Here is a 21,809-nt window from a genome sequence, read left to right on the forward strand (position 1 = left end):
TCATTGACCTTACGGCAGTCGGTGCTTCTCATTGACTGCCTTCCTCTTCACCATTAGTCCAAACTAAAGTTCCGACTCGCTGTTGGATTGGCCGCGCTTCACCTAGCGGCAGCGCATCTGCCAAGTCAACAACAAGGTACTCCGATGTTTTGGATGCAAAAAAGGGAAAATAGGGCGATCGCCCACCCCCACATCCGCCAACCGCAAATTAGACCCCTCAATTTGGGCCACTGTGCGCTCCAAAAATCGCCGAATGTGGCGAACATTGTGCCAATTGAAGGCAAAGCAGGTGTTGTAGGGATGAACTCCTAAAATCCAATTTGCGAGAACCTGGCGCATGGGGATAGGCTATACAACCTGAGGGAGAGCTTCCAGCAGCTACGGGCTAAAACGTCAGGGATAAAACGTCAACTGTGGCAGCCCCAGCGTTTCTTCCCAGCCCATCATCAGGTTAAGGCACTGGAGCGCCTGACCCGCCTGTCCTTTCAGCAAGTTGTCGATGGCAGACATGACGATCACGCGGCCCGTGCGCGAATCTAATTCGATGCCGATGTAGCAGAGGTTCGTGCCGCAAGCCCACTTGGTTTGGGGATAAGTGCCGCTAGGCAGCACGCGCACCCACGGCGCATTGCGATAAAACGCGGAGTAGATTGTGTGCAAGTCGTCGCGCACCAGCCCCGGATCACGCATCGTGGCATAGATCGTCGCCAAAATACCGCGCACCATCGGCACTAGATGCGGCGTAAACTGCACCAGCACCTCATGCCCAGCCAAGTCACTACAGACCTGCTCGATTTCGGGCGTGTGGCGATGGCGACCGCCGACGTTGTAGGCGCGGAAGGAACTGTCGGCTTCGGCCAGCAGCATGTCCACCTTGGGGGGCTGGCGACCGCCGCCGGAGGTGCCCGATTTTGCGTCGATGATGGCCGTTTCGGGAATGATCAGCCCTTGCTTGAGCAGCGGCGCAAGGCCCAGCAGGCTGGCAGTCGGATAGCAGCCGGGACAGCCGACGAGTTGGGCTTCGGCGATGCGATCACGGTATAGCTCTGGCAGCCCGTACACTGCCCTGGGCGCAACCGCAAAATCGTCGCGATCGCCCCCATACCAGGTCTTATAGGTCTGCAAATCGCTGAACCGATAGTCGGCAGACAAGTCCAGCACCTTGCAGCCCTTGTCCAGCAGGCGCGGAGCCATCTTGTAGGCGAGGCCATTTGGTAAAGAGAGAAAGACAACCTGGCAGCGATCGCCAATCGCCTCTACATCCACCGACTCCACCGACAGATTCACTCGATGCCCCAGATGGGGATAGAGTTCTGCAAACGGCTTGCCCGCCGTGCTTTCGCCGCCCAGATAGACCAACTCCAGCTTGGGATGATCCAGCAACAGCCGGACCAGTTGAATGCCGCCATAGCCCGACGCGCCCACAATGCCGACGGGAATACGTTCTGAATCACCCATGATGATTGCCCTTATACAACGCTAGCCTCAGCAGTTTTCACTTCAACAGGTTCAGCCTCAACGGCTGCAAAAATCAGGTTTAGCATTCCATCGTTCAGCATTCTGTCATTGATCGACGGGTGTATACGACGGGTGCCTATATGGATGCATCTGAGAGGCATCTCAAAAGAGAAACCTCCAGATAAACCTCGATATCCTGCATCGCCTGATCGGGTGATGCCCAGCCCCAACCCAAAAACGAGAATCATTCAAATCGTTCAATTCAAATCGTTCAACTAGCTGACAAATTCAGAACTTACGCACTTGCGATAGGCTTTCTGGATTTTGGATAATTTTTCGCGGGCGCAGCCCGCGAAAAATTATCCAACTGCGTAAGTCCTAAAATTCATAAATCAGTAGGTTAACCATAAAACACCCTGCCCTTTTGCGCTATCCAGAAAAACAAAAGATTTTTGGGAAATCGAGCTGCCCCGCAGAGCCAGCCTGCCTTGACCGCACCGGATTCATACTCGCTAGCATTTTTTGCCAACTGCTGCAAATAAACCTGCCCGCAGCGCAAACCGCCCCCATCATAGCGCCCCGCTTGTCAATGGTTTAGCCGAAAGAGATACAATCGATTTAGCCGATCGCTTCAGAGAACTTTACATTTGAGCCTAATTTCAGCCCGACTCCACTGCTGAGACGGCCCTATTTACCAACCTCTATTTTTCTCTCTTCAATCAGGAATTTTCTCGTGGAACCGCTTACGCCTGCCGCTACACCTGCTCAACCCGCTCCTGCATTCCAATTCGACTCGATCGAGTCTGCCCTGGCCGATCTCAAGGCGGGTCGAATGATCGTCGTGGTCGATGATGAAAACCGCGAAAACGAAGGCGATCTCGTCTGCGCTGCCCAGTTCGCTACACCCGACATGATCAACTTTATGGCCGTGGAAGCGCGGGGGCTGATCTGTCTGGCCATGACCGGCGAACGGCTCGACCAGCTTGACCTGCCGCTGATGGTCAGCAGCTACACTGACGAAAGCGAGCAGACCGCCTTTACCGTCAGCATCGACGGCGCAACCCACCTCGGCGTAACCACAGGCATCTCCGCCGAAGACCGCGCCCGCACGATTCAAATTGCCCTAAACCCGCTAACCAAGCCAAGCGACCTGCGCCGACCCGGCCACATCTTTCCTCTACGGGCGAAGGAAGGCGGCGTGCTGAAGCGGGCCGGTCACACGGAAGCGGGCGTAGACTTGGCGCAACTGGCGGGTCTGTATCCGGCGGGCGTGATCTGCGAAATCCAAAACCCTGATGGGTCAATGGCGCGGCTGCCAGAGTTGGTGGAATATTCCCGGCGGCACGGGCTAAAGCTGATCAGCATTGCCGACTTAATTAGCTATCGGCTCCAGCATGAGCGGTTTGTGCATCGTGAGGCAGTGGCGGATTTGCCGACGCAGTTTGGGCACTTCAAAATCTATGCCTATCGAAATCTGCTGGATAATTCCGAGCATGTGGCAATTGTGAAAGGCGATCCGGAGACATTCAAAGACCGCTCGGTGCTAGTGCGCGTGCATTCAGAATGCCTCACTGGAGATTCGTTGGGGTCGCTGCGGTGCGATTGCCGAATGCAGCTTCAGGCGGCGCTGAAGATGATTGAGAACGCAGGGGCGGGCGTGGTGGTCTATCTGCGGCAGGAGGGGCGCGGCATTGGGCTGATTAACAAGCTGAAAGCCTACTCGCTGCAAGATTTGGGGCTAGACACGGTGGAGGCAAACCAGCGATTGGGGTTCCCGGCCGACCAGCGCAACTATGGCATGGGCGCACAGATTCTCAACGACATTGGCGTTCGCCAGTTTTGCCTAATTACCAACAATCCGCGCAAGATTGCTGGCCTCAAGGGCTACGGGCTGGAGATGGTGAGCCGGGTGCCGCTGCTGATCGAGGCGACTCCGTTTAATGCTGATTATCTGGCGACGAAAGCAGAGAAACTGGGCCATCTGCTGCTGCAAACCTACCTGCTGACGCTGGCGATTCGCTGGGAAGACGACCCCTCGGTAACGGAGCGCTACGACCGACTGGAGAAACTGCGCTATCTGGCTAAGGCCCACGATCTGCTGGTGCAGGAAGAGGCGCGGCCGGTGGCGATCGCCCTCTTTAACCAATCATCGCTGATCGTGCATCTGGGTTTTGGACAATCGCAGACCGCTAGCCCCGACTGGTTTCAGCAGCCAGAGCATCCCGCGAAACGGGCGATCGCCCAAATTCTCGACCAGGTTGCCGCCTGGCCGACTGTGCAGCAGCTAGAGTTTCTGGTGTCTGCGGGTGGCGACCCCATGACCAATTTGCAGGTGCAACTGGATCGCCAAATCTTTCGACTGAAGCGGGACGACAGCGCCGAGCCAGTGCGTCCGTCGGAGGTCTTTACAAATCTGGCGACCCAGCGGATTTATGTGTTTTCCACGCACCCGCCGACGGACTAGCGGCTAAATTTCTACATCCACCCATACCAGGCGATGGTCGGAGCTGATAATCGGATCGCCATCGCCCACCAATCGGAACAGCGGATCACCCGGAGCGGGCCAGAAAACACCCGCACCGACGACCCGGAGATCCGTCGAGGGCAGCACATAGTCGAGGCGGAGGCTCTGGCGACCGAAGCTGGCGGTGTGGAAGCGGGTGGGGCCGGTGGCGGTGCTGGCGGCGGCGATTGCCTGTCCGCCTGCGCTACTGGGCGTGAGGTCAGCGTTGACGCGGGGATGGTCGAGCAGTTGGGCGATCGCCCCCGGCATTCCGTCGCCATCGATGGGGTCGGCGTTCAGGTCGCCCATAATCACAAACGAAGCCGTGTCGCTCAGACCGCCCCGCTGTCGCCGGTCGTCATAGAGATAGTCGGCGCGGCCAGGCGTGATGTAATCTGCCCACAGCCGCAGTTCGTCGTGGTTGCGGCGGCCGTTGCGGTCTTCGGGCCCGTCGAACACGGGCGGCGTGGGGTGGCTGGCAAGGACATGAATCGTGCGACTCCCGCCGGGATCGCTTCGCGAATCGCCAATCAGAATCGGCACGTCCCAGTGATTTTTAGACGACAGCCGCAACACCGCTAGTTCCTCTGGGGAATACCAGTCACCCGCGTTGGGAGTCGCCGGATTGCTGGGCAGCAGCGCACCGGGCATATCTTTCCACAAAAACATCTGGAACGTCCGCACCTGCTCTTGAATAATGGGGTATTTCGACAGCAGCACCATGCCATATTGCCCTGGAAACAGCCCAAACCCAAACGCATCGCCTCCGTAGGCGCGAGTCCCCGGTGTGGTGCTGACCTGCCCGTCATTATCCAGGTCAAAGCCAGACGGAATGCCCGTGTTGCTGGGCGCGAGATAGACGTAGGGAAAGTGGATGGGCGCAGCGCCGTTGTGTCCCACAGCGAGATAATTTTCCTGAAAGCGGCGCACGGCTTCACCCGTCGGGTCATAGTCAAACTCCAGCAGCAGCAGCACGTCAGGGTTCACCCGCTGGATGATTTCGGCGACGGCCCGCACCTGCGGATTGTCGGGTGTTGCCAAATCCGCCAGCAGTTGTCCCTCTGCTTCGCGGTTGAGATAGGCGTTGAACGAGGCAAAGCGAATCGGCGCTGCCCCAGCAGAAGATTGCAACACTCCGAGGCTGAAGCAGGCGGCTATTCCCAGCCGTGCTGCCTGGTGAAGCGCACTCACTTTTATGTTTGTTCTAATTATGTTTGTTCTAACCGTTGAGAGAAGGCGAGAAAGCATGAATGCCTCTAGGTTTCAGGAATTAGTCGCTATCAGATCGCCTCTATTGTCTCCCCCTTTAGAGGGAAGTTCAATCTGATTTGGCAAGATTTAATCCGTCGCTCTGCTGAGAAAAAAACTGTAAAAACCTGACCGCTTTCGCTCTAGGGATTGATTTGAAACAAGGGGCATCCAGCGTATAACTAAATGCAGGATAAATGAGTCACTCAATGATTCAAAAATGACAAAAATGATTCAAATGAGTCAAGCGGTGCGTATGAATTAAGTGGATTTCCAAGTCCAACTATCTAATTCAATTAGCGCAGTTCAATTGAGTCAGGCTTGACGAATTGTAACTCTTGGAGGAACTCCCATGAAAACTTGGAACCAACTAAAGCAGTCGATCTATAAAGTGGCGATCGCCTTTTCGTTTGTCGTCCTGATGCTGTTTACCGCCTCGCCTGCTCTTGCATTTGGCTTTGGCAATCAGTCTAGCGCACCCAACGAAGGCGTAGAAAAGCTAGATGGAATCTATGAAAAAGCAGAGGAAGCGCTGGATTCGGGTCTGCAAAGCATGGAAGAAGTGCAGGATCGCGCTCGCAAGGGAATCAATGAAGTTCAGGAAAATGCTGATGTAGATAAGATGAATCGTCCATCCAATTCTCGTCAGGCAGTGACGATTCAAGAAAAAGCTGAGCGTGCTCTGGAAAAGGCAACTCAAAATCGATAGTAGACTTGGCGGCGCAAACTCTTAGTCTGCAAATCTAGAGCATAGTTTATACGAAAGCCCCTTGAGTTTCAATGGACTCAGGGGCTTTTGAATTTGACTGTTTGGTTCCAGAACTCATGTCCTTGTGAATGTGAAACATGGTCTGGATGTCGGGTTCTCAATCCAATCCCTGAGCTTTGGCAACGTAAGTCTATTGTTCAGAGAGGAGCGTAAGAAAAAAAACTGAGCAAAGAACTTGCAAGAAACCTACTCATACGAATTGGCTCTAGCAAAATCACCAACGGCGTAGCAAACGTTTCGCAGGCTGGTTAATAGCTGCCGCTCCAAGTCCTTATCCTGAGCAGATTGGGCGATCGCTAGCCGTTGTTCATAGCATTCGATGGCTTTGGCATAGTCTCCCATTGCGTCATAAATCACGCCAAGGCTTTCTAGCGCCTGGTCTTCATTGCGCCTGTCGCGGAGGGTGCGGGCGATCGCCAGCCGCAGTTGATGATAGGTAATGGCTTTGTTGCAATCTCCCAGGGAATAGCAGGCGCTCGCCAAATTTTTGAGGATTTGCCCTTCGGTAGATAGGTCAGACTGCTGTCGAGCAATTTCTAAAAGCTGCTCGTAGCATTCCACCGTTTTCTGACCGTTTTCCAGCGCGTGGTAGGCATTGCCCAAGTTCCGCAAAACCTGCCCCTCTACCTGCAAATCATGCAGTTCTTTCGCCAGACGCAGGCTTTGTTCGTAATAGGCAATCGCCTGTTCACAATCCCCCATTGCCTTATACACCATACCGAGGTTGTTGAGCGCCGCCATTTCGCCCCGTCGGTCTTGAATTTCGCGGGCCACGACTAGCGTTTGCCCTTTATATTCAATGGCCTTTTCAAAGTTGTTCAAATGGCGATAGGCATTGCCCAAATTTCCCAAGGCCTGACGCTCGGTGCGCCGATCCATCGTCTGACGGGCCATTGCCAGCGCTTGATAGGAATGGGCGATCGCCTCTTGGTATTGACCCAGCGCATAAAATGCTAGACCCATGCCGCTGAGGGTCATGCCTTCGCCCTGCAAATCATGCACTTCTCGATAGCCAAAGAGGACATGCCGAAATGTTTTCAGGGCTGATGGATAGTCCCGAATTTGATATTGTTCAATCGCCTTTTCCAGCAGTTGATCTAGCTCAGCTTTTCGAGTGCTGAAGCTTGCTGCCTTTGAATTGCGAACGTCCGTGGTTCGCTCGGTTTCTGGGACAAAAGTTCCCCGATAGGAATCAAAAAAATCAGCCATGACTGCGATCGCCTCCCGATTCAGTCCATCTTCCAATCCGTCGGATCATTGCAGATGCAAACGTCCATTCAGATGGAATCTTCTTCAATGAAATATATCTGTAGTCCTAGCTGCAAGTTACTAGTGACTCGATCACCTCGTAGATCAAAATCTAGCCCCAGACCTCATGAATTAGACCTCATGAATTATCTCTGGCTTTTTAACCAGCTTATCTACTCGTTCCACTCTCTCGATTGAGTTTGGAAATCAATCAGCGTTTAACAAATTTGAGTGTAACTTAGCCTTTAACCTATTGGGCTTTAACTAGAGTTTGATCAGCGTTTAACTGGGGTTTAACTGGGGTTTAACTAAGGTTCAACCGGGGTTTAACTAAGGTTCAACTGGGATTCAACTGGAGTTCAACTGGGGCTTAATAACTGCTCTTGAGGGCAGCAAAATTCGTCACAAAATTGTCAATGTATGAGAACAGAGCTTTTCGGTATCTTCAGCTTGCCATGAAGATTGTGCAAACTCCTACGGTAGATGCCCTGAAAAATACCGCCTATAGTTTTCCAATTCCTCAATTGCTCCTGCCGCATCTGCGTACATCCCCATATTTTTTAGTAGCCAAATATACATGCCTGGAGTCCATTGCTGGTGGCGATCGCTACATTGCCCACATCTTCTGGGCTTTTGCTATAGGCTGAAGGAGAATGTCTCCTCTCTTGCTTCTGCCTTTGTGACTGCTGTTTTCGCCGATGAGCGGCTGCTGTTTACGCCTGCAACGCCGGATGCCGACGCGGTTCCGGTGATTTTTGCGTTTCCCAATGACTATACCGTTGGCATTACTAGCCTGGGCTATCAGGTGGTCTGGGCGACGCTGGCGACGCGGGCCGATGTGCAGGTCAGCCGCCTGTTTACCGATCTGCATGAGCCGCTGCCAGCCTGCCCCGAATTGTTGGGGTTCTCCGTATCCTGGGAACTGGACTATGTGAATATTTTGGGGCTGCTGGAGTCACTGGAGATTCCCTTGCGATCGCCCGACCGCACCGATGCCCACCCGCTCATTTTCGGGGGCGGCCCTGTGCTGACGGCCAATCCCGAACCCTTTGCCGACTTTTTTGACGTGGTGCTGCTGGGCGACGGTGAACTGCTCCTAGATGCATTCATCACGGCTTACAAAGCAGTGCGGCAGGAGGGGCGATCGCAGCAGCTTCGACACCTGGCGCAGGTTCCAGGAGTCTATGTTCCGTCGCTATATGACGTGACCTACACTGCACCAGACGGAAAAATCCGGGCGATCGCCCCGCTGGAAGGCGCACCTGCGGTCGTCGAAAAGCAGACCTATCGTGGCAACGTGCTGTCGGCTTCGACCGTTGTCACCGAGCGGGCCGCCTGGGAAAACATTTACATGGTGGAAGTGGTGCGGAGTTGTCCTGAAATGTGCCGCTTTTGCCTGGCCAGCTACCTAACGCTGCCCTTTCGCCCAGCAAGTTTGGAGCAATCGCTGATGCCTGCGATCGAGCGGGGGCTGGCGGTGACCAATCGGCTGGGGCTATTGGGCGCATCGGTGACGCAGCATCCAGAGTTTGACGAGTTGCTGGATTATCTCAACCAGCCGCAGTTCGATGATGTGCGGCTTAGCCTGGCCTCAGTGCGGACGGGCACCGTGACCGAGAAACTGGCGCGATCGCTCGTGCGACACGACACCCGCTCCATTACCATTGCAGTCGAAAGTGGGAGCGATCGCCTGCGGCAAATCATCAACAAAAAGCTGGAAACCGAAGAAATTGTCCAGGCTGCCATCAACGCCAAAGCGGGCGGCCTCAGCAGCCTCAAGCTCTATGGCATGGTTGGCATTCCGGGCGAACAGCCCAGCGACCTAGATGCGACCGTAGACCTGCTGAAAACCCTGAAAAAAGCCGCGCCCGGTCTGCGCCTGACGCTGGGGTGCAGCACCTTTGTCCCCAAAGCTCACACACCCTTTCAGTGGTTTGGCGTGAACCCGCAGGCAGACAAGCGATTAAAGATTTTGCAAAAGCGGCTGGGGGCACTGGGAGTCGAGTTTCGTCCCGAAAGCTATAATTGGTCGGTAATCCAGGCGCTAATTTCGCGGGGCGATCGCCGCTTGTCCCATTTACTAGAAAGGGTGCGCCACTACGGCGACACACTGGGCAGCTACCGCCGCGCCTTCAAGGAACTGCGGGGAACCCTGCCACCGCTGGAAGCTTACGTTTTCGACCCCTGGCAGGTAGATGACCTGCTGCCCTGGGAGCATCTGCATGGGCCGCTGCCCAAGGCGACCCTGCTCAAACATCAGGCAAGCGCGATAGCCCTGTTTGCCCCCGCAATGGTCTAACCCGGCTCTGGCTTACCCGCGAACAATTTGCCCAATTCCACCGTCTGCAAGTTTATTCCTACGTATCCTTGCGTTGGAACCAGGCACAATCTGGGTAGTCTACGCTAGGGTTTCCCTTTTCGTTCTTCGTTCTTCCCCTTTCGTTCTTCCCTCTTACCAAACCGTTGTCATGATTGAAAAGTCCAGTGAATGGAACCAGAGAGCAACGCTGCGCCGCGCCGCCCGCTCGCCCCATGCCTACACCGGGTCGCGGGTCAGGGTGGCTGCTGCCGTTGCGCCCCAGCCAGAAGTGCTGACCACGAAGGGTCTGGATTTTCTATCGCTGGCGGTTTGCTCCTGTGCGCTGACGCTGCTCTGCCACTCGGCCACCAGTCCGCTCCATAGCGCCAGCCCCAGCAATGCGACTCCCGTGCGCCCGCCAGCCATGAGCCGCACAGCCACCACGCCCTCTTTTGCGCCTTTTACGCTGGTTTCTCCTTCGCCCGAAGTGAAAGAACAGGACGAAGACCAGGACTTATAAACTGCGTGTCCAGCCATTTACCAGCCATCTAGCAGACCGTTTGGCAAACCGTTTTGATAATTTGATAAATAGTCTGCCAGATTGTTCAAATCTTTCCGAAGCGGGCAGCGGGAATCGAACCCGCATCAACAGTTTGGAAGACTGTAGTTTTACCACTAAACTATGCCCGCAAGTATTTCCACAACAGCCCGTGTTAAAGGTGTTCGTGAAAGGCGTTGAGAAATTCTCAAGCTTTACTAGGTTAGCACAATTCTAAAAGTATGCTTCCAAAAGCGGACTGCTCTAAAAGCGGACTGTTAGAAGTGTCACTTCGGTTTTGGCGATCGCCCTCCCACGTCGCCTTCGATGCGATCGGCCCTAAGTGCTGACTTTATGGCTGGTTTCTGGCTAGGGACTGGCGATCGCCACCGCCACCATCGACAGCAGCGCGATCGCCCCTAAAACGCCCCCCGTCCACAGCGCCAGCCGCCGCGAGGTAAACCGCGCCCACACCAGCAAGGTCAAAAATGCCGCCAACCCCACCAGCAGCGCCACTAGCACCAGGGGCAAATCGGGGGGCAAATTGTCGCGAATCATCTCCCGAAAGCGCCCCGGCGCAAACGCAGACAGCAGCAGCGTGAACGAGGTGAGGGCGATCGCCAGCCCTCCCATAACCACACAGGTGCCTGCAATGCCTTGCAGAAAATACAGCCCGTCTTGGCGCAGACGGTTTCGAGTAATCCGCATAGTAACAGGTGAAATAGAAGCGCAATGAAGCAGTTTCGACAAGAAACGTTGACCCAACATTGAGTCACTGTTGTGAGTGTACCGGAAGTTTGAACACTTGCTGGTAGACGAGCAGCCCAGAGATGAAGTGGGCTTTTGCTTCAAAGCTTGAAAGGTGGCTTGCAGCCCTGAAATTTTGAAGAGAGATGGGTACACTTTTCATCAGACAGGCTCCAGACAGAGCGAATCTGGCAGAAGGCGAAAACTTTTAAGTTTGTGTTTTACCTATGGAAAACCACTCCTCCGCCGATTATGAGCAAGTTTCGCCAGCAGACTGGAACCGCACCCCTGCCTCTGTTAAACGGTGGATAGCAGCCCTTCAGCAGGAATGCGCTAACCGTTTGGAGCGCGAAAGCCGCCTGCTTCAGTGTCTAGACGCAGCACCCATTGGCATCGCTGCCTACGACGCAACGGGGCAGCTAGTCTACATCAATCCTTCGGGTCGCAGATTGCTAGAGCAGGACAATGATACCAACAAGGACACCAACGAGTTAGAAAATTCACCAGCGCCGTTTTTGGAGGCATCTCCGATTTATCGTGCGGGCACCCAGATTCCCTACTCGGTCGAGCAGTTACCTACGACGCAAGCGCTTAGAGGCGTGGCGGCTGCGGCAGATGATTTGGAGATTCGTTGGGGCGATCGCACGATTTTTCTAGAAGTGCAGGCCACGCCTATTTTCGACGCGCAGGGCAACGTCACCTATGCGATTGCTACGCTGCAAGATATCGGCCCCCAAAAGCGGCGCAACATCCACGAGCAGCAAATCATTGAAAACACGCGGCTGCAAAGTGATCGACAAAGTGATCAACGCTATCGCCAGGTGATTCAGGCGCAGACCGATCTGATTCTACGCTCTACGCCAGACACCCGTATTACTTTTGCCAACGACTCCCTCTGTGCAACGCTGGGTCTGCCGCTGGAGGAGGTTATTGGTCAGCGCTGGAGTAGCTTTGTTCCCGCCGAAGATTTGGATGAAATCTATCGAAAAATTGCTGCTCTGACACCTACACATCCAACCTTTGAAAACATTAACCGAGACCAACGACCCAATCATCAGATTGGCTGGACCCAGTGGGTTAACGTTGGCATTTTCGATGAACAGGGCGTGCTAGTCGAAATTCAATCCGTTGGAAGAGACATCACAGAGCTACAGAAGCAAATTCAGCGAGAACAGGCGCTGAACCGCGTCTTCCAAGCAATTCGCAACTCCCTTGACCTCGACACTATCTTTGCAACAGCAACGGCAGAAACTGCTCGCCTGCTTCAGGATTTGGACTGTTACGTCGTGCAGTATCTACCGAAGCAGGGTGTTTGGAAACACGTCGCAGCCTATCGTCACGATGCTGCTCAGCCCTCAACGCTGGGTTTAGAAATTTCTGATGCAGGCAATCCCTTTGCATCCAGACTGAAACAGTTTCAGGTGGTACAGATCAACGATGCCAGCGCTATAGAAGACACGATTAATCGAGATCTGGCCCAAATCGTGCCTGGGGCGTGGCTGCTGATTCCGCTGTCAGTGGACGGTAAGCTGTGGGGTAGCTTTACGATTGTGGCGGATGGGCGATCGCTCGTTTGGTCCGAAGACCAAGTGCAACTGGCCCAAGCCGTTGCCCATCAGCTTGAAATTGCCATTCAGCAAGCCAATCTTTACCAACAGGCGCAAATAGAACTAACAGAACGCCGCCGCATCGAGACTGCTCTGCGAGAGAGCGAAGCAAGATTTCAAAACATGGCGGCCAATGTGCCGGGCGCTATCTTTCAGTATCTCCTTCGTCCTGACGGGTCTGATGCAGTGGTTTACATGAGTCCGGGCTGTCTCAGGTTGTGGGAGGTGGATGCACAAGCAGTTGTTGAAGATGCCACCGTGCTGTGGCAGATGATTGATCCAGAGGATCTGCCAGCGATGCAGGCTTCGGTGATGGAATCGGCGCGGACGCTGCAACCTTGGTCTTGGGCATGGCGAATCACGACTCCTTCTGGACGTAAAAAGTGGCTCGAAGCAGCAGGCAGACCCACGCGCTATGCCAACGGTGACATTATTTGGGACACGCTGATTTTAGACGTGACAGAGCGGCAGACAGCGCTGGCGCAACTCCAGCAGTCAGAACTGGCCCTGCGAGACAGCGAAGCCCGCTATCGACTTTTGGCCGAAAACACTAGCGACCTTGTTTGTCTGCATCAGCCGTCAGGCCATTACAGCTACGTCAGCCCGTCCTGTGAGGGGCTGCTGGGCTATCGCTATGATCAAATGCTGGGTCGTTTACCGCAGCAGTTTGTGCATCCTGAGGAGGGCGATCGCCTCGCCCAAGCGTTGGAAATCGCTGCCAGCAGCGGCAAGGCTGGACCCGTTACCTATCGGATGCGCCATCGGGCAGGGCACTACGTTTGGTTTGAAACCTTGCTTAAATCAATCGTTGATGGGACGGGCACGGTCGTGCAACTCCAGACCACCTCCCGCGACGTGACCGAGCGCGTGCGGATTCAACGCCAGCTAGAGTATGCGGCGGTTCATGATGCGCTGACGGGGTTGCCCAATCGCAAGCTGCTGATGGAACGGCTAGAAGCGGCGATCGCCCGTGCCAAATCCGCTGGGAACTATCAGTTTGCGGTGATTTTTCTCGACCTTGATCGGTTTAAAGTGATCAACGACAGCCTGGGGCATCTAGCGGGGGATCAACTGCTAGTTGCGATCGCCCAAATCCTGCAATCGACCCTAAAACCGTCAGACTTGGCGGCGCGGCTCGGCGGGGATGAGTTCATTATTTTGCTAGAAGAGATACCCCAAATTCAAGCAGCGATTGATGCCACGGCACGACTTTTCTCGGCGCTGCAAACGCCGCTGCTGTTGGAAGGACGCGAAATCTACACAACTGCTAGTGCGGGCATTGTGCTGGGCACTTCTGTCTATGACCAGGCTTCGCATTTGCTGCGGGATGCTGACATTGCAATGTATCGCGCCAAGCAAAAAGGCAAAGCTTGCTACGAAATTTTTGACATCCAGATGCACGCCCAGGCGCTCCGACGGCTGCATTTGGAAAATGACCTGCGACAGGCGATCGCTGCTGAAGAATTTGTCCTCCACTATCAGCCCACCGTCGATCTCAACACTAGGGCACTGGTCGGGTTCGAGTCCCTTATCCGCTGGCAGCACCCAACCCAAGGCTTGAAGTTTCCTGCCGATTTCATTACTACTGCTGAAGAAATCGGGCTAATTACAGCGATTGATCTGTGGGCGCTGCAAACGGCCTGTCAGCAGTTGGCAAGCTGGCAACAGGTCTTTCCCCAATGCAGCCAGATGAAAGTTGGGGTAAATCTCTCGGCACAGGACTTGAAGTACGGCGGGTTAGTCAATGAAATTGACCAAGCACTGGCGCAAAGTGGTCTCAATCCAACCTGTCTGATGTTGGAAATTACCGAGAGTATGCTGGTCGAAGATGCCGAGGCCGCAATTCGCCTGCTAGAACAAATTAAGGCACGCGGCATTCACATCAGCATTGATGATTTTGGCACAGGCTATTCTTCCCTCAGCTATCTGCATCGGCTACCTGTCGATAGCCTAAAGGTAGACCGATCCTTCGTCAGCCAAATTGAAGCAGATCCGCGCAACTATCAGATTGTTGAAACCATCGCAGCCCTGAGCCAACAGCTTGGGTTGGGGGCGATCGCCGAAGGCATTGAAACGCACACTCAGCTTCAGCGACTCCAGCGCCTTGGCTATCAGTTAGGACAAGGCTATCTCTTCTCTCGTGCGCTCACGTCAGAGGCAGCCGCAGCGCTCCTTGCTCAAGAGGGGAGTCTTCTGGGCAATCAGCCCGGCGATGCTTAGGGCAACAGTCCGTGTGGGCACTGGGTCTGCGCTGGGAGGGATTGCTTCTGAGCCAAGGGCCGACGACTACTCCGGGATGCCGCTTGACCAGGGAATGAGATTTGGGGCGATCGCTCGTCGGGGAATATCGCTAAGCGATAAGCGATATCCGTAAAGCGATGCGAGAGGCAGTGGGTTCGGTAGACTGAGAGAACCAACGCAAATGTTAGTAGGAAGGACGACCCAGCGATGCGCCTGTCTCAGATGCTATTTGTCACCCTGCGCGAAGATCCGGCAGAGGCAGAGATTCCCAGCCACAAGCTGCTGCTGCGGGCGGGCTATATTCGGCGCATCGGCAGCGGGGTCTACGCGTATCTGCCGCTGATGTGGCGAGTGCTGCAAAAGGTGTCGCAGATTGTGCGTGAGGAGATGAATGCGACCGGCGCGCAGGAAGTGCTGCTGCCCGCCATGCAGCCGTCGGAACTGTGGAAAGAGTCGGGCCGCTGGGACACCTACACCCAGGCGGAAGGCATCATGTTCACCCTGACGGATCGGCAAAACCGCGAGGTGGCGCTGGGCCCGACCCATGAAGAAGTGATTACGGCGATCGCCCGCGACATGATCCGCTCCTACCGCCAACTCCCGCTGCACCTGTATCAGATTCAGACGAAATTCCGCGACGAGATTCGTCCCCGCTTTGGGCTAATGCGTGGACGCGAGTTCATCATGAAGGACGGCTATTCCTTCCATACGAGTGAAGAAAGCCTGAAGCAGACCTACGCCGACATGGATCGCGCCTATCGCAATATGTTTACCCGCACGGGGCTGAAGTTCCGCCCGGTGGAGGCAGACTCCGGGGCGATCGGCGGATCGGGATCTCAGGAATTCATGGTGCTGGCAGACGCTGGGGAGGACGAAATCCTTTACACCGAAGATGGCAAATATTCGGCCAATACTGAGAAAGCCGTGTCGCTGCCGCCCGATGCCGTGCCCTCCACCTTTACGAAATTTGAAAAACTGGACACGCCCAACACGCCCACCATTGAAACACTCGCCCAGTTTCTCAAATGCTCTCCCACGCAGATTGTCAAAAACGTGCTGTATCAGGCCGTTTACGACAACGGCGTGACGGTGCTGGTGCTGGCTAGCATTCGCGGTGACCAAGACGTAAACGAGGTAAAGCTGACGAATGAACTGGTGAAACTGGGCGATCGCTTTGGGGGCAAGACGCTGCTGGCACTGACCGTGCCCGATGCCGAGGCACAGGCGAAGTGGGCCGCCAAGCCCCTGCCCTTGGGCTACATTTCCCCCGGCTTGGAAGACAGCTACATCGGCAAGCAGGAAAAGCTGCATCCCAAATTCTTGCGGCTGGTGGACAAAACGGCCGTGGACTTGCAGAACTTCGTCACCGGGTCGAACGAGTCTGGCTATCACGTCGTCGGGGCAAACTGGGGCAAGCAGTATCCGCTGCCTGGGGACGTGGTGGACATTCGCAAGGCCCGGCCGGGCGATCGCGCGATGCATGACCCCAGCCAAATCCTGCAAACCGCCCGTGGCATCGAGGTGGGGCACATTTTCCAGTTGGGCACGAAATATTCCAAAGCAATGGGCGCGACCTACACTAGCGAAACGGGCGAAGAACTGCCGCTGGTGATGGGCTGCTATGGCGTGGGCGTGTCTCGGCTGGCGCAGGCCGCCGTGGAGCAAAACCACGACAAAGACGGCATTATCTGGCCCGTGGCGATCGCCCCCTATCATGCCATCGTCGTCATCCCCAACATCACCGATGCCGCTCAAGTAGAAGCTGCTGAGAAACTCTACGCCGACCTCAACGCCGCTGGCGTAGAAACCCTGCTGGACGACCGCGACGAGCGAGCCGGCGTGAAGTTCAAAGACTCTGAACTAGTGGGCATTCCCTTCCGCGTAGTGACGGGGCGATCGCTCCAGCAGGGCAAGGTCGAAGTCGTGCAACGCGCCACCAAGCAATCGCAGGAAATCGCGCTGGATCAGATCGTGTCCACCCTCAAACAGTGGATACAGGAGGCGATCGCTCCCTAGCTCTCTGTCCTTTCATTCCCAGAAACGCCAATGGTTCAACTCACCCCCGCTCAAGTCACCAACGCCTGGGTTCCAGCCTCCTGGGAGGAATTTGTGCGTCTGACGGATGATCCCGCTTACGCCAAGGCGAAGGGCTACTATCTCAACCAGCAAATGAGGATTGAAACCGTGGGAGTTGGGCCAGATCACGCCAGAGAAAATACACTGCTGATTCTCGTTATCGGTTTGTATTGTGGGCTAAACGGCATTCCGATTGTGGGGTTAACACACTGTAGCTATCGAAAGGCAGGCGTGCAAGAAGCGCAGCCAGATATCTCCTATTACGTCGGTAGCCGTGCTGCACTGGCTCCTCAGGGGCGGGCGATCGCCAACCTAGACGAGGTTCCTCCCTCAGATTTGGCGATCGAAATTGCCGACTCCTCGCTGGCAGACGACCTGGGCACTAAGCGACTGCTGTATGAAGAACTGGATGTGGCGGAATATTGGGTCGTGGATGTGTCCCAGAGCCAAATCATTGCCTTTCAAATTGCCAACCAAGGCAGCCGCCGCATCCCGGTTTCCCAGGTTTTGCCGGGGCTGGAATTGTCGGTGCTGCAAGCTGCACTGGAGCAGTCCAAACAGGCAGAGAATAGCCAGGTGGTGGCGCAGTTGATGGCCCAATTTCAGCGCTCCCGAGAAGCCTGATTCGCGCAGAAGCACACCGACAGAATCGCAGCACGGCGCAGTTTTCAGCGAATCATCCCGGATCAGAGCAAGATTTCTAGAATAAAAGAGATGGGGTGTTGTGCTGGAGCTATTCCAGGCTGCTCCAGGCTGCTCCAATCTGCCAGCAGCGGAACAAAAATCCAGTCTGTCCGTCTGAAAACCTAGGCCAGAATTGCGTTGCGTTATTAGACTGGGTATTTGCATCAAGGCCGCGATCGCAGCAGATGAGGCAATCGCCCCGCCCTTGGACTGATGTCGATTCTCGATTAGGACTTACGCAGTTGGACAATTTCTCGCGGGCTGCGCCCGCGAGAAATTGTCCAAAACCCAAAGAATATATCGCAAGTGCGTAAGTTCTGTCGATTTTGGATTTGCGATTTTGGGTTGCCCAATCAGCCTTTGCGGGGCTTTCAGCAACTCTGTTCGCAGCGCCTCTGAGGAAGATTGACATTCCCCTCCACTGGTTTTCCAAACTTTTTTCAAACCCAACCCCTTACCCCTATAGCGTGGGGACGCTTCTATGGATAATCACTCGTTTCAAGACCAGCCCCTGCCGTCCAACACGACCGAACAGCCCGGTCTGGCGGAATCGTCTACCTCCTCATCCCGGTTGCCTGTGGGCGTAGTTGCCGCGCTGGCAGGCGTTGTGCTGGCGGCGGGCAGCGCCACGGCCTGGTTCACTTGGCAAACGGTCACCTCCAGAGCGCCCCAGCCGGAGCCAACCGTCGCCGTGTCGCCCTCGCCCCTAGCAGCCCCCATCGAAAATCCACCCATCGCGCAGGAACCCGCAGTGGATGCGCCCTCCAACGCAGAGCCGACGGGTGAGCCGATCGCTGTGGTGCAACAGCGGACGGTGCAGGTTTACTGGCTGAAGGACGACGGTCAAAAGACGACGCTGGTTCCGGCTTCGGTGTCTGTTGAGTCGGGCGATCGCCCTGAAGAAATCCTCAAAGCCACCTTCGAGGCACTGCTGCTCGGCCCCAGCGACAACACAGTAGGATCTACAATTCCCCGCGACACGACCCTCCGCAGTGTCGAGGTAGAAGACGATGGCGTGCATGTCGATTTATCCAACAGCTTTACCCAGGGCGGCGGCAGCACCTCCATGACTGGACGGCTGGCGCAGGTGGTTTACACCGCAACCACCCTAGACCCCAACGCAAAGGTGTGGATCACCATCGAAGGCAAGCCGCTGGAGGTGCTGGGCGGCGAGGGAATTCTGGTCAACCAGCCCACCTCGCGGGCGGACATTGCCGAAGATTTCTCGCTGTAGCACCTTGCTGTAGAACTGGAATGGCCTGATGAGCAGGTGAAGGGCGCTACTGGGAGCCAGTCTGGCCGCTGCGAGGTCCAGAAATTTGCGCTAGGATCGGGGGGCAAGCGGGAATCTGCCCCGGATTTGCCGAGGGCGATCGCCACTAGATTGCTGACTCAGGCTAAAATTCTGCCTAGACTAGAATCCGCAGCGGAGAAACCCATGTTTTTGGATGAGCTAACGCCTGTCGTTCGAGAAATCACCAGCCACCCGGTCGCCTTTTTGGGGGGCTTTTTCTCAGGATTATTCCGGCTAAATCTCAACGACGACCCCGTGAAAAGCTGGCTAGATCAGCAAGCAGGCAGCAGTGTTTCTGCTAGTGATGCGCCGCCCAGCAGCAGCAATGGCAGCGGGCCGCAGTCCATCTCGATTGATTAGCCTTTGATTATGATTAGCCTGATTAGCCTTTGATTAACGCGATGGATTAACGCGATGTGCAACGTTCAGTTTGCCCTCATCCCCCAACCCCCTCTCCCAGATCAGGAGAAGGGGAGCAAGAGAGGCTTGAAGTCTCTCCCGCTCTGGGAGAGGCATTCAGAGTGAGGGAGATCGGTAAAGTTGCATATTGCGTTTTGATTAACTTTTAATTAGCCCTTCAAGTTAATTAGCCCTTTGAGTAGCCGTTAGACTCGGTTGCGGGCGAGCCGCTTGCGTGCATGAGGCGTTTGATCACCTGAGCAACGGTGTAAAGCTGATTGTCTCGTCGAGTCGTTAGGGTGAACTTGTCTGACAAGTCATACTGGCGCGATCGCCCATCTAGCTTGACAAACAGATAGTCTTCGCCTGTGGTGATTAGCCCATAGACGGGGCGATCGCTTTGAGGAGCCGCCGATAGGTAAGCAAGGGTCTGCGGGAGTGCCTGCAAGACGCTAAATCCAAACCGCTTGCTTTCAATCAGCACTAGCCAAAGCTGGTCTTGAACCACCAACACATCAATTAGCCCCTGAAGCCGCCGATCGCCATCTTCAATTTCGATCTGCACATATTTTTCTGCCCGGATTTTGTAGGGCGGATCGCACAGACCCAGCAATTCCAGCAGCGGTGACACTAGAATGACATCGACTGTTCCTTCGGTGATTGAACCATCGGCCGCGTAGTATTGATAGCGCTGCTTCAAGCGGTCTAGAGCCGCTGTTTCCGCATGGGTCAGCCCTGGCAACTCCGTGAACCACTCGATGAAGAAATCTGCACTCTCAGCCAGTTGCAGATTAAAGCGCTCCTGAGCTTCCTTCAGGTTGGTGATGGCTGTTGTGATGGCAGTGGGTTGCGTCATGCTTCCAGTTTACTGCTGCTCTGCTGAGGGTCTACGCAAGCCCACTTAGGCTTACAAGCCGGACGACAGGCGATCGCGGTACAGGCAAATAATCTTTTCCACGACCGCCTCGATCGTCAGGTCATCCGTCACCAGTTCGATAGCATCGTCGGCTTTGCGAAGCGGCGAAATTTTGCGGCTGCTGTCCTTTTGGTCGCGTTCAAAGATGGCTCGTTCCAGGGTTTCCAAAGACACCTCTGGCTGACCCTGCTCCTTCAAGTCAAGCTGGCGGCGGCGGGCCCGCTCCTGCACCGAAGCCGTCAGAAAAATCTTGAGTTCGGCATCGGGAAAGACCTGCGTGCCAATGTCGCGCCCGTCCATCACCACGCCGCCGCGCCGACCGTATTCTTTCTGCTGCTTTACCAGCGCTCTGCGGACTTCGCCCTGGGCGGCGATCGCCGACACCTGCGCCGAGACCTGGGGTGTGCGAATCTCGCGGGTCACATCCTGCCCGTTGATCAAAACCGTCAGCGGAGCGGGCGTACTGGAGTGAAGGCGTGAAGGCATAAGGGCATGAGGCGCTGTTCCTCCAGCATCAACGTCCCCCTGGACTAGCTCAATCTCGCTCTGGCTCACCAGTTCGGCGATCGCCGCTTCGTCCGAAATCTCCACGCCTGACTGCTGCACCAGCCAAGTCACCGCACGATACATGGCTCCCGTGTCGAGATACAGCAGACCCAGTTCGGCCGCGACGCGGCGGGCAACGGTAGATTTTCCGGCTCCGGCAGGGCCGTCGATGGCAATAATCGGCTTGCGGGCGCTCAGCACGATGTTGTCGATCAGGCGCGTGCTGCCCAAATGAGCAGCGATCGCCACTAGCCCGCGCTCCTCCACTTCGGCCAGCGGCACCATCGTTTCTGGATGCACCAGTTCCACATACTGCGGCCGCACCGCCGCGACGGTTGATAACTCTTCCTTCACAATTGAAATTAGCTCCTGACTCTTGCGAATGCCCTGGTGAAACGCCTGCTCAGCCCGATGCAGGCTGCGATAAAGGGCAGCAGCGTGCGATCGCTCCTCTGGCGAAAGGTATTGGTTGCGCGAACTCAGGGCCAGCCCGCTAGCTTCGCGCACCGTAGGACAGGCAACCAGCTCTACGTGCAGGTTCAAATCCGCCACAACCCGCCGCAAAATGGCAAGCTGCTGAGCGTCTTTTTGCCCAAAATAGGCGCGATCGGGCTGCACGATGTTGAGCAACTTTGCCACCACCGTCGCCACGCCTTCAAAGTGCCCCGGCCGATGCGGCCCACACAGCACCGCCATCATCGCCTGCGGCGGAATCACCTGCGTCAGTATATCCTTTCTGGAGCCGCTGCGTCCGCCATACAGTTCCTCGGCGCTGGGGGCAAAAATTACATCTACCCCTGCTGTTTCGCAGAACTGGCTGTCTTGCTCCAGCATTTTGGGATACTTGTGAAAATCTTCTTGCGGGCCAAATTGCAGCGGGTTGACGAAAATGCTGACAGCAACCACGGCGTTTTCCTGGCGGGCGCGGCGAATCAGGCTGAGGTGTCCCTCGTGCAGTGCGCCCATCGTGGGCACTAGACCGAGCGATCGCCCGGCCTGCGTGGTTGCTGCACCGTCTGCCCCCTGACGACACGACGCAAGATAGGAGCGCAGTCCTGCAATGGTCTTAAACAGCCGCACTCCGTCCCCCTGCAAGGCTCTTGCATAGCATGTCTGGTTTCGATGATTCTGTCCTATTCATGGGGAATGTTCCGCAAAATTTAATCCGTGCCTAATAAGTGTTTGGGATAAGTGTTTGGGAGTTTTTGGGGCGATCGCGCCCGATCCCCACACTCA

At 55.5% G+C, this 21,809-nt stretch carries 17 protein-coding genes and 1 tRNA gene; 10 read left to right on the forward strand and 8 right to left on the reverse strand.

The window, feature by feature from the left end:
• Nucleotides 1-102: 102 nt before the first annotated feature.
• Both HPC62_RS15810 and argC read right to left on the reverse strand, forming a co-directional pair.
• Nucleotides 103-339, reverse strand: a complete 237-nt coding sequence (locus HPC62_RS15810) for a hypothetical protein (RefSeq protein WP_172357219.1) — start codon at nt 337-339, stop codon at nt 103-105.
• Nucleotides 340-393: 54 nt separating this feature from the next.
• Nucleotides 394-1,458 (reverse strand): N-acetyl-gamma-glutamyl-phosphate reductase, encoded by a 1,065-nt coding sequence (gene argC, locus HPC62_RS15815; RefSeq protein ID WP_172357221.1) that lies wholly within the window; start codon nt 1,456-1,458, stop codon nt 394-396.
• A gap of 733 nt (nt 1,459-2,191) precedes the next feature.
• Here argC and ribBA point away from each other — a divergent pair.
• Complete coding sequence (ribBA, locus tag HPC62_RS15820) at nt 2,192-3,922, forward strand: bifunctional 3,4-dihydroxy-2-butanone-4-phosphate synthase/GTP cyclohydrolase II (protein ID WP_172357223.1); 1,731 nt, start codon at nt 2,192-2,194, stop codon at nt 3,920-3,922.
• Nucleotides 3,923-3,925: 3 nt separating this feature from the next.
• On the opposite strand, the gene HPC62_RS15825 is transcribed toward ribBA, so the two are convergent.
• Nucleotides 3,926-5,209 (reverse strand): endonuclease/exonuclease/phosphatase family protein, encoded by a 1,284-nt coding sequence (locus HPC62_RS15825; RefSeq protein ID WP_172357225.1) that lies wholly within the window; start codon nt 5,207-5,209, stop codon nt 3,926-3,928.
• A 352-nt stretch (nt 5,210-5,561) separates the two neighbouring features.
• Here HPC62_RS15825 and HPC62_RS15830 point away from each other — a divergent pair, with 352 nt between their 5' ends.
• A complete protein-coding gene (locus HPC62_RS15830; protein ID WP_068511691.1) occupies nt 5,562-5,918 on the forward strand; it encodes a hypothetical protein in 357 nt (118 codons plus the stop codon).
• A gap of 246 nt (nt 5,919-6,164) precedes the next feature.
• Here the strand turns inward: HPC62_RS15830 and HPC62_RS15835 are convergent, their stop codons facing one another.
• Nucleotides 6,165-7,187: a tetratricopeptide repeat protein gene (locus HPC62_RS15835; protein ID WP_172357227.1), complete on the reverse strand. Its 1,023-nt coding sequence runs from the start codon at nt 7,185-7,187 to the stop codon at nt 6,165-6,167.
• A gap of 494 nt (nt 7,188-7,681) precedes the next feature.
• On the opposite strand from HPC62_RS15835, the gene HPC62_RS15840 reads away from it, so the two are divergent.
• The 3 genes from HPC62_RS15840 (at nt 7,682) to HPC62_RS15850 (ending at nt 10,045) form a co-directional block, all read left to right on the forward strand.
• Complete coding sequence (locus HPC62_RS15840; RefSeq protein ID WP_172353197.1) at nt 7,682-7,873, forward strand: hypothetical protein; 192 nt, start codon at nt 7,682-7,684, stop codon at nt 7,871-7,873.
• Entirely contained in the window at nt 7,804-9,525 is a 1,722-nt protein-coding gene (locus HPC62_RS15845) for a B12-binding domain-containing radical SAM protein (protein WP_172357229.1), read from the forward strand. The genes HPC62_RS15840 and HPC62_RS15845 overlap by 70 nt, the downstream gene beginning before the upstream one ends.
• A gap of 169 nt (nt 9,526-9,694) precedes the next feature.
• Nucleotides 9,695-10,045, forward strand: coding sequence for a hypothetical protein (locus HPC62_RS15850; protein ID WP_172357231.1), 351 nt, complete (start codon nt 9,695-9,697; stop codon nt 10,043-10,045).
• A 99-nt stretch (nt 10,046-10,144) separates the two neighbouring features.
• Here the strand turns inward: HPC62_RS15850 and HPC62_RS15855 are convergent.
• A tRNA-Gly gene (locus HPC62_RS15855) sits at nt 10,145-10,215 on the reverse strand.
• A 217-nt stretch (nt 10,216-10,432) separates the two neighbouring features.
• Nucleotides 10,433-10,771 (reverse strand): hypothetical protein, encoded by a 339-nt coding sequence (locus HPC62_RS15860; RefSeq protein ID WP_172357233.1) that lies wholly within the window; start codon nt 10,769-10,771, stop codon nt 10,433-10,435.
• A 266-nt stretch (nt 10,772-11,037) separates the two neighbouring features.
• Between HPC62_RS15860 and HPC62_RS15865 the strand changes: the two genes are divergently transcribed.
• The 5 genes from HPC62_RS15865 (at nt 11,038) to HPC62_RS15885 (ending at nt 19,072) form a co-directional block, all read left to right on the forward strand.
• On the forward strand, nt 11,038-14,637 hold the full coding sequence (locus tag HPC62_RS15865) for a bifunctional diguanylate cyclase/phosphodiesterase (RefSeq protein WP_172357235.1): 3,600 nt from the start codon (nt 11,038-11,040) through the stop codon (nt 14,635-14,637).
• A 228-nt stretch (nt 14,638-14,865) separates the two neighbouring features.
• Nucleotides 14,866-16,674 (forward strand): proline--tRNA ligase, encoded by a 1,809-nt coding sequence (locus tag HPC62_RS15870; protein ID WP_172357237.1) that lies wholly within the window; start codon nt 14,866-14,868, stop codon nt 16,672-16,674.
• A 30-nt stretch (nt 16,675-16,704) separates the two neighbouring features.
• Nucleotides 16,705-17,358: a Uma2 family endonuclease gene (locus HPC62_RS15875; RefSeq protein ID WP_172357239.1), complete on the forward strand. Its 654-nt coding sequence runs from the start codon at nt 16,705-16,707 to the stop codon at nt 17,356-17,358.
• Between the two features lie 541 nt (nt 17,359-17,899).
• Nucleotides 17,900-18,652 (forward strand): GerMN domain-containing protein, encoded by a 753-nt coding sequence (locus tag HPC62_RS15880; protein WP_172357241.1) that lies wholly within the window; start codon nt 17,900-17,902, stop codon nt 18,650-18,652.
• A 204-nt stretch (nt 18,653-18,856) separates the two neighbouring features.
• Nucleotides 18,857-19,072, forward strand: a complete 216-nt coding sequence (locus tag HPC62_RS15885) for a hypothetical protein (RefSeq protein ID WP_172357243.1) — start codon at nt 18,857-18,859, stop codon at nt 19,070-19,072.
• Nucleotides 19,073-19,298: 226 nt separating this feature from the next.
• Here HPC62_RS15885 and HPC62_RS15890 read toward each other — a convergent pair whose 3' ends face one another.
• Both HPC62_RS15890 and HPC62_RS15895 read right to left on the reverse strand, forming a co-directional pair.
• Nucleotides 19,299-19,967, reverse strand: a complete 669-nt coding sequence (locus HPC62_RS15890; RefSeq protein ID WP_172357245.1) for a type I restriction endonuclease subunit R — start codon at nt 19,965-19,967, stop codon at nt 19,299-19,301.
• 51 nt (nt 19,968-20,018) lie between these two features.
• Nucleotides 20,019-21,653, reverse strand: coding sequence for a bifunctional pantoate--beta-alanine ligase/(d)CMP kinase (locus tag HPC62_RS15895; protein WP_172357247.1), 1,635 nt, complete (start codon nt 21,651-21,653; stop codon nt 20,019-20,021).
• Nucleotides 21,654-21,809 lie beyond the last annotated feature (156 nt).

The sequence above is a fragment of the Thermoleptolyngbya sichuanensis A183 genome (genome assembly GCF_013177315.1).
GTDB lineage: Bacteria > Cyanobacteriota > Cyanobacteriia > Elainellales > Elainellaceae > Thermoleptolyngbya > Thermoleptolyngbya sichuanensis.

Bases quoted from the DNA above. Each gene is read 5' to 3' on its own strand.
- HPC62_RS15810 (WP_172357219.1), bottom strand. From the start codon at position 339: ATGCGCCAGGTTCTCGCAAATTGGATTTTAGGAGTTCATCCCTACAAC.
- argC (WP_172357221.1), bottom strand. From the start codon at position 1,458: ATGGGTGATTCAGAACGTATTCCCGTCGGCATTGTGGGCGCGTCGGGC.
- HPC62_RS15825 (WP_172357225.1), bottom strand. From the start codon at position 5,209: ATGCTTTCTCGCCTTCTCTCAACGGTTAGAACAAACATAATTAGAACA.
- HPC62_RS15830 (WP_068511691.1), top strand. From the start codon at position 5,562: ATGAAAACTTGGAACCAACTAAAGCAGTCGATCTATAAAGTGGCGATC.
- HPC62_RS15835 (WP_172357227.1), bottom strand. From the start codon at position 7,187: ATGGCTGATTTTTTTGATTCCTATCGGGGAACTTTTGTCCCAGAAACC.
- HPC62_RS15840 (WP_172353197.1), top strand. From the start codon at position 7,682: ATGAAGATTGTGCAAACTCCTACGGTAGATGCCCTGAAAAATACCGCC.
- HPC62_RS15845 (WP_172357229.1), top strand. From the start codon at position 7,804: ATGCCTGGAGTCCATTGCTGGTGGCGATCGCTACATTGCCCACATCTT.
- HPC62_RS15850 (WP_172357231.1), top strand. From the start codon at position 9,695: ATGATTGAAAAGTCCAGTGAATGGAACCAGAGAGCAACGCTGCGCCGC.
- HPC62_RS15860 (WP_172357233.1), bottom strand. From the start codon at position 10,771: ATGCGGATTACTCGAAACCGTCTGCGCCAAGACGGGCTGTATTTTCTG.
- HPC62_RS15865 (WP_172357235.1), top strand. From the start codon at position 11,038: ATGGAAAACCACTCCTCCGCCGATTATGAGCAAGTTTCGCCAGCAGAC.
- HPC62_RS15870 (WP_172357237.1), top strand. From the start codon at position 14,866: ATGCGCCTGTCTCAGATGCTATTTGTCACCCTGCGCGAAGATCCGGCA.
- HPC62_RS15875 (WP_172357239.1), top strand. From the start codon at position 16,705: ATGGTTCAACTCACCCCCGCTCAAGTCACCAACGCCTGGGTTCCAGCC.
- HPC62_RS15880 (WP_172357241.1), top strand. From the start codon at position 17,900: ATGGATAATCACTCGTTTCAAGACCAGCCCCTGCCGTCCAACACGACC.
- HPC62_RS15885 (WP_172357243.1), top strand. From the start codon at position 18,857: ATGTTTTTGGATGAGCTAACGCCTGTCGTTCGAGAAATCACCAGCCAC.
- HPC62_RS15890 (WP_172357245.1), bottom strand. From the start codon at position 19,967: ATGACGCAACCCACTGCCATCACAACAGCCATCACCAACCTGAAGGAA.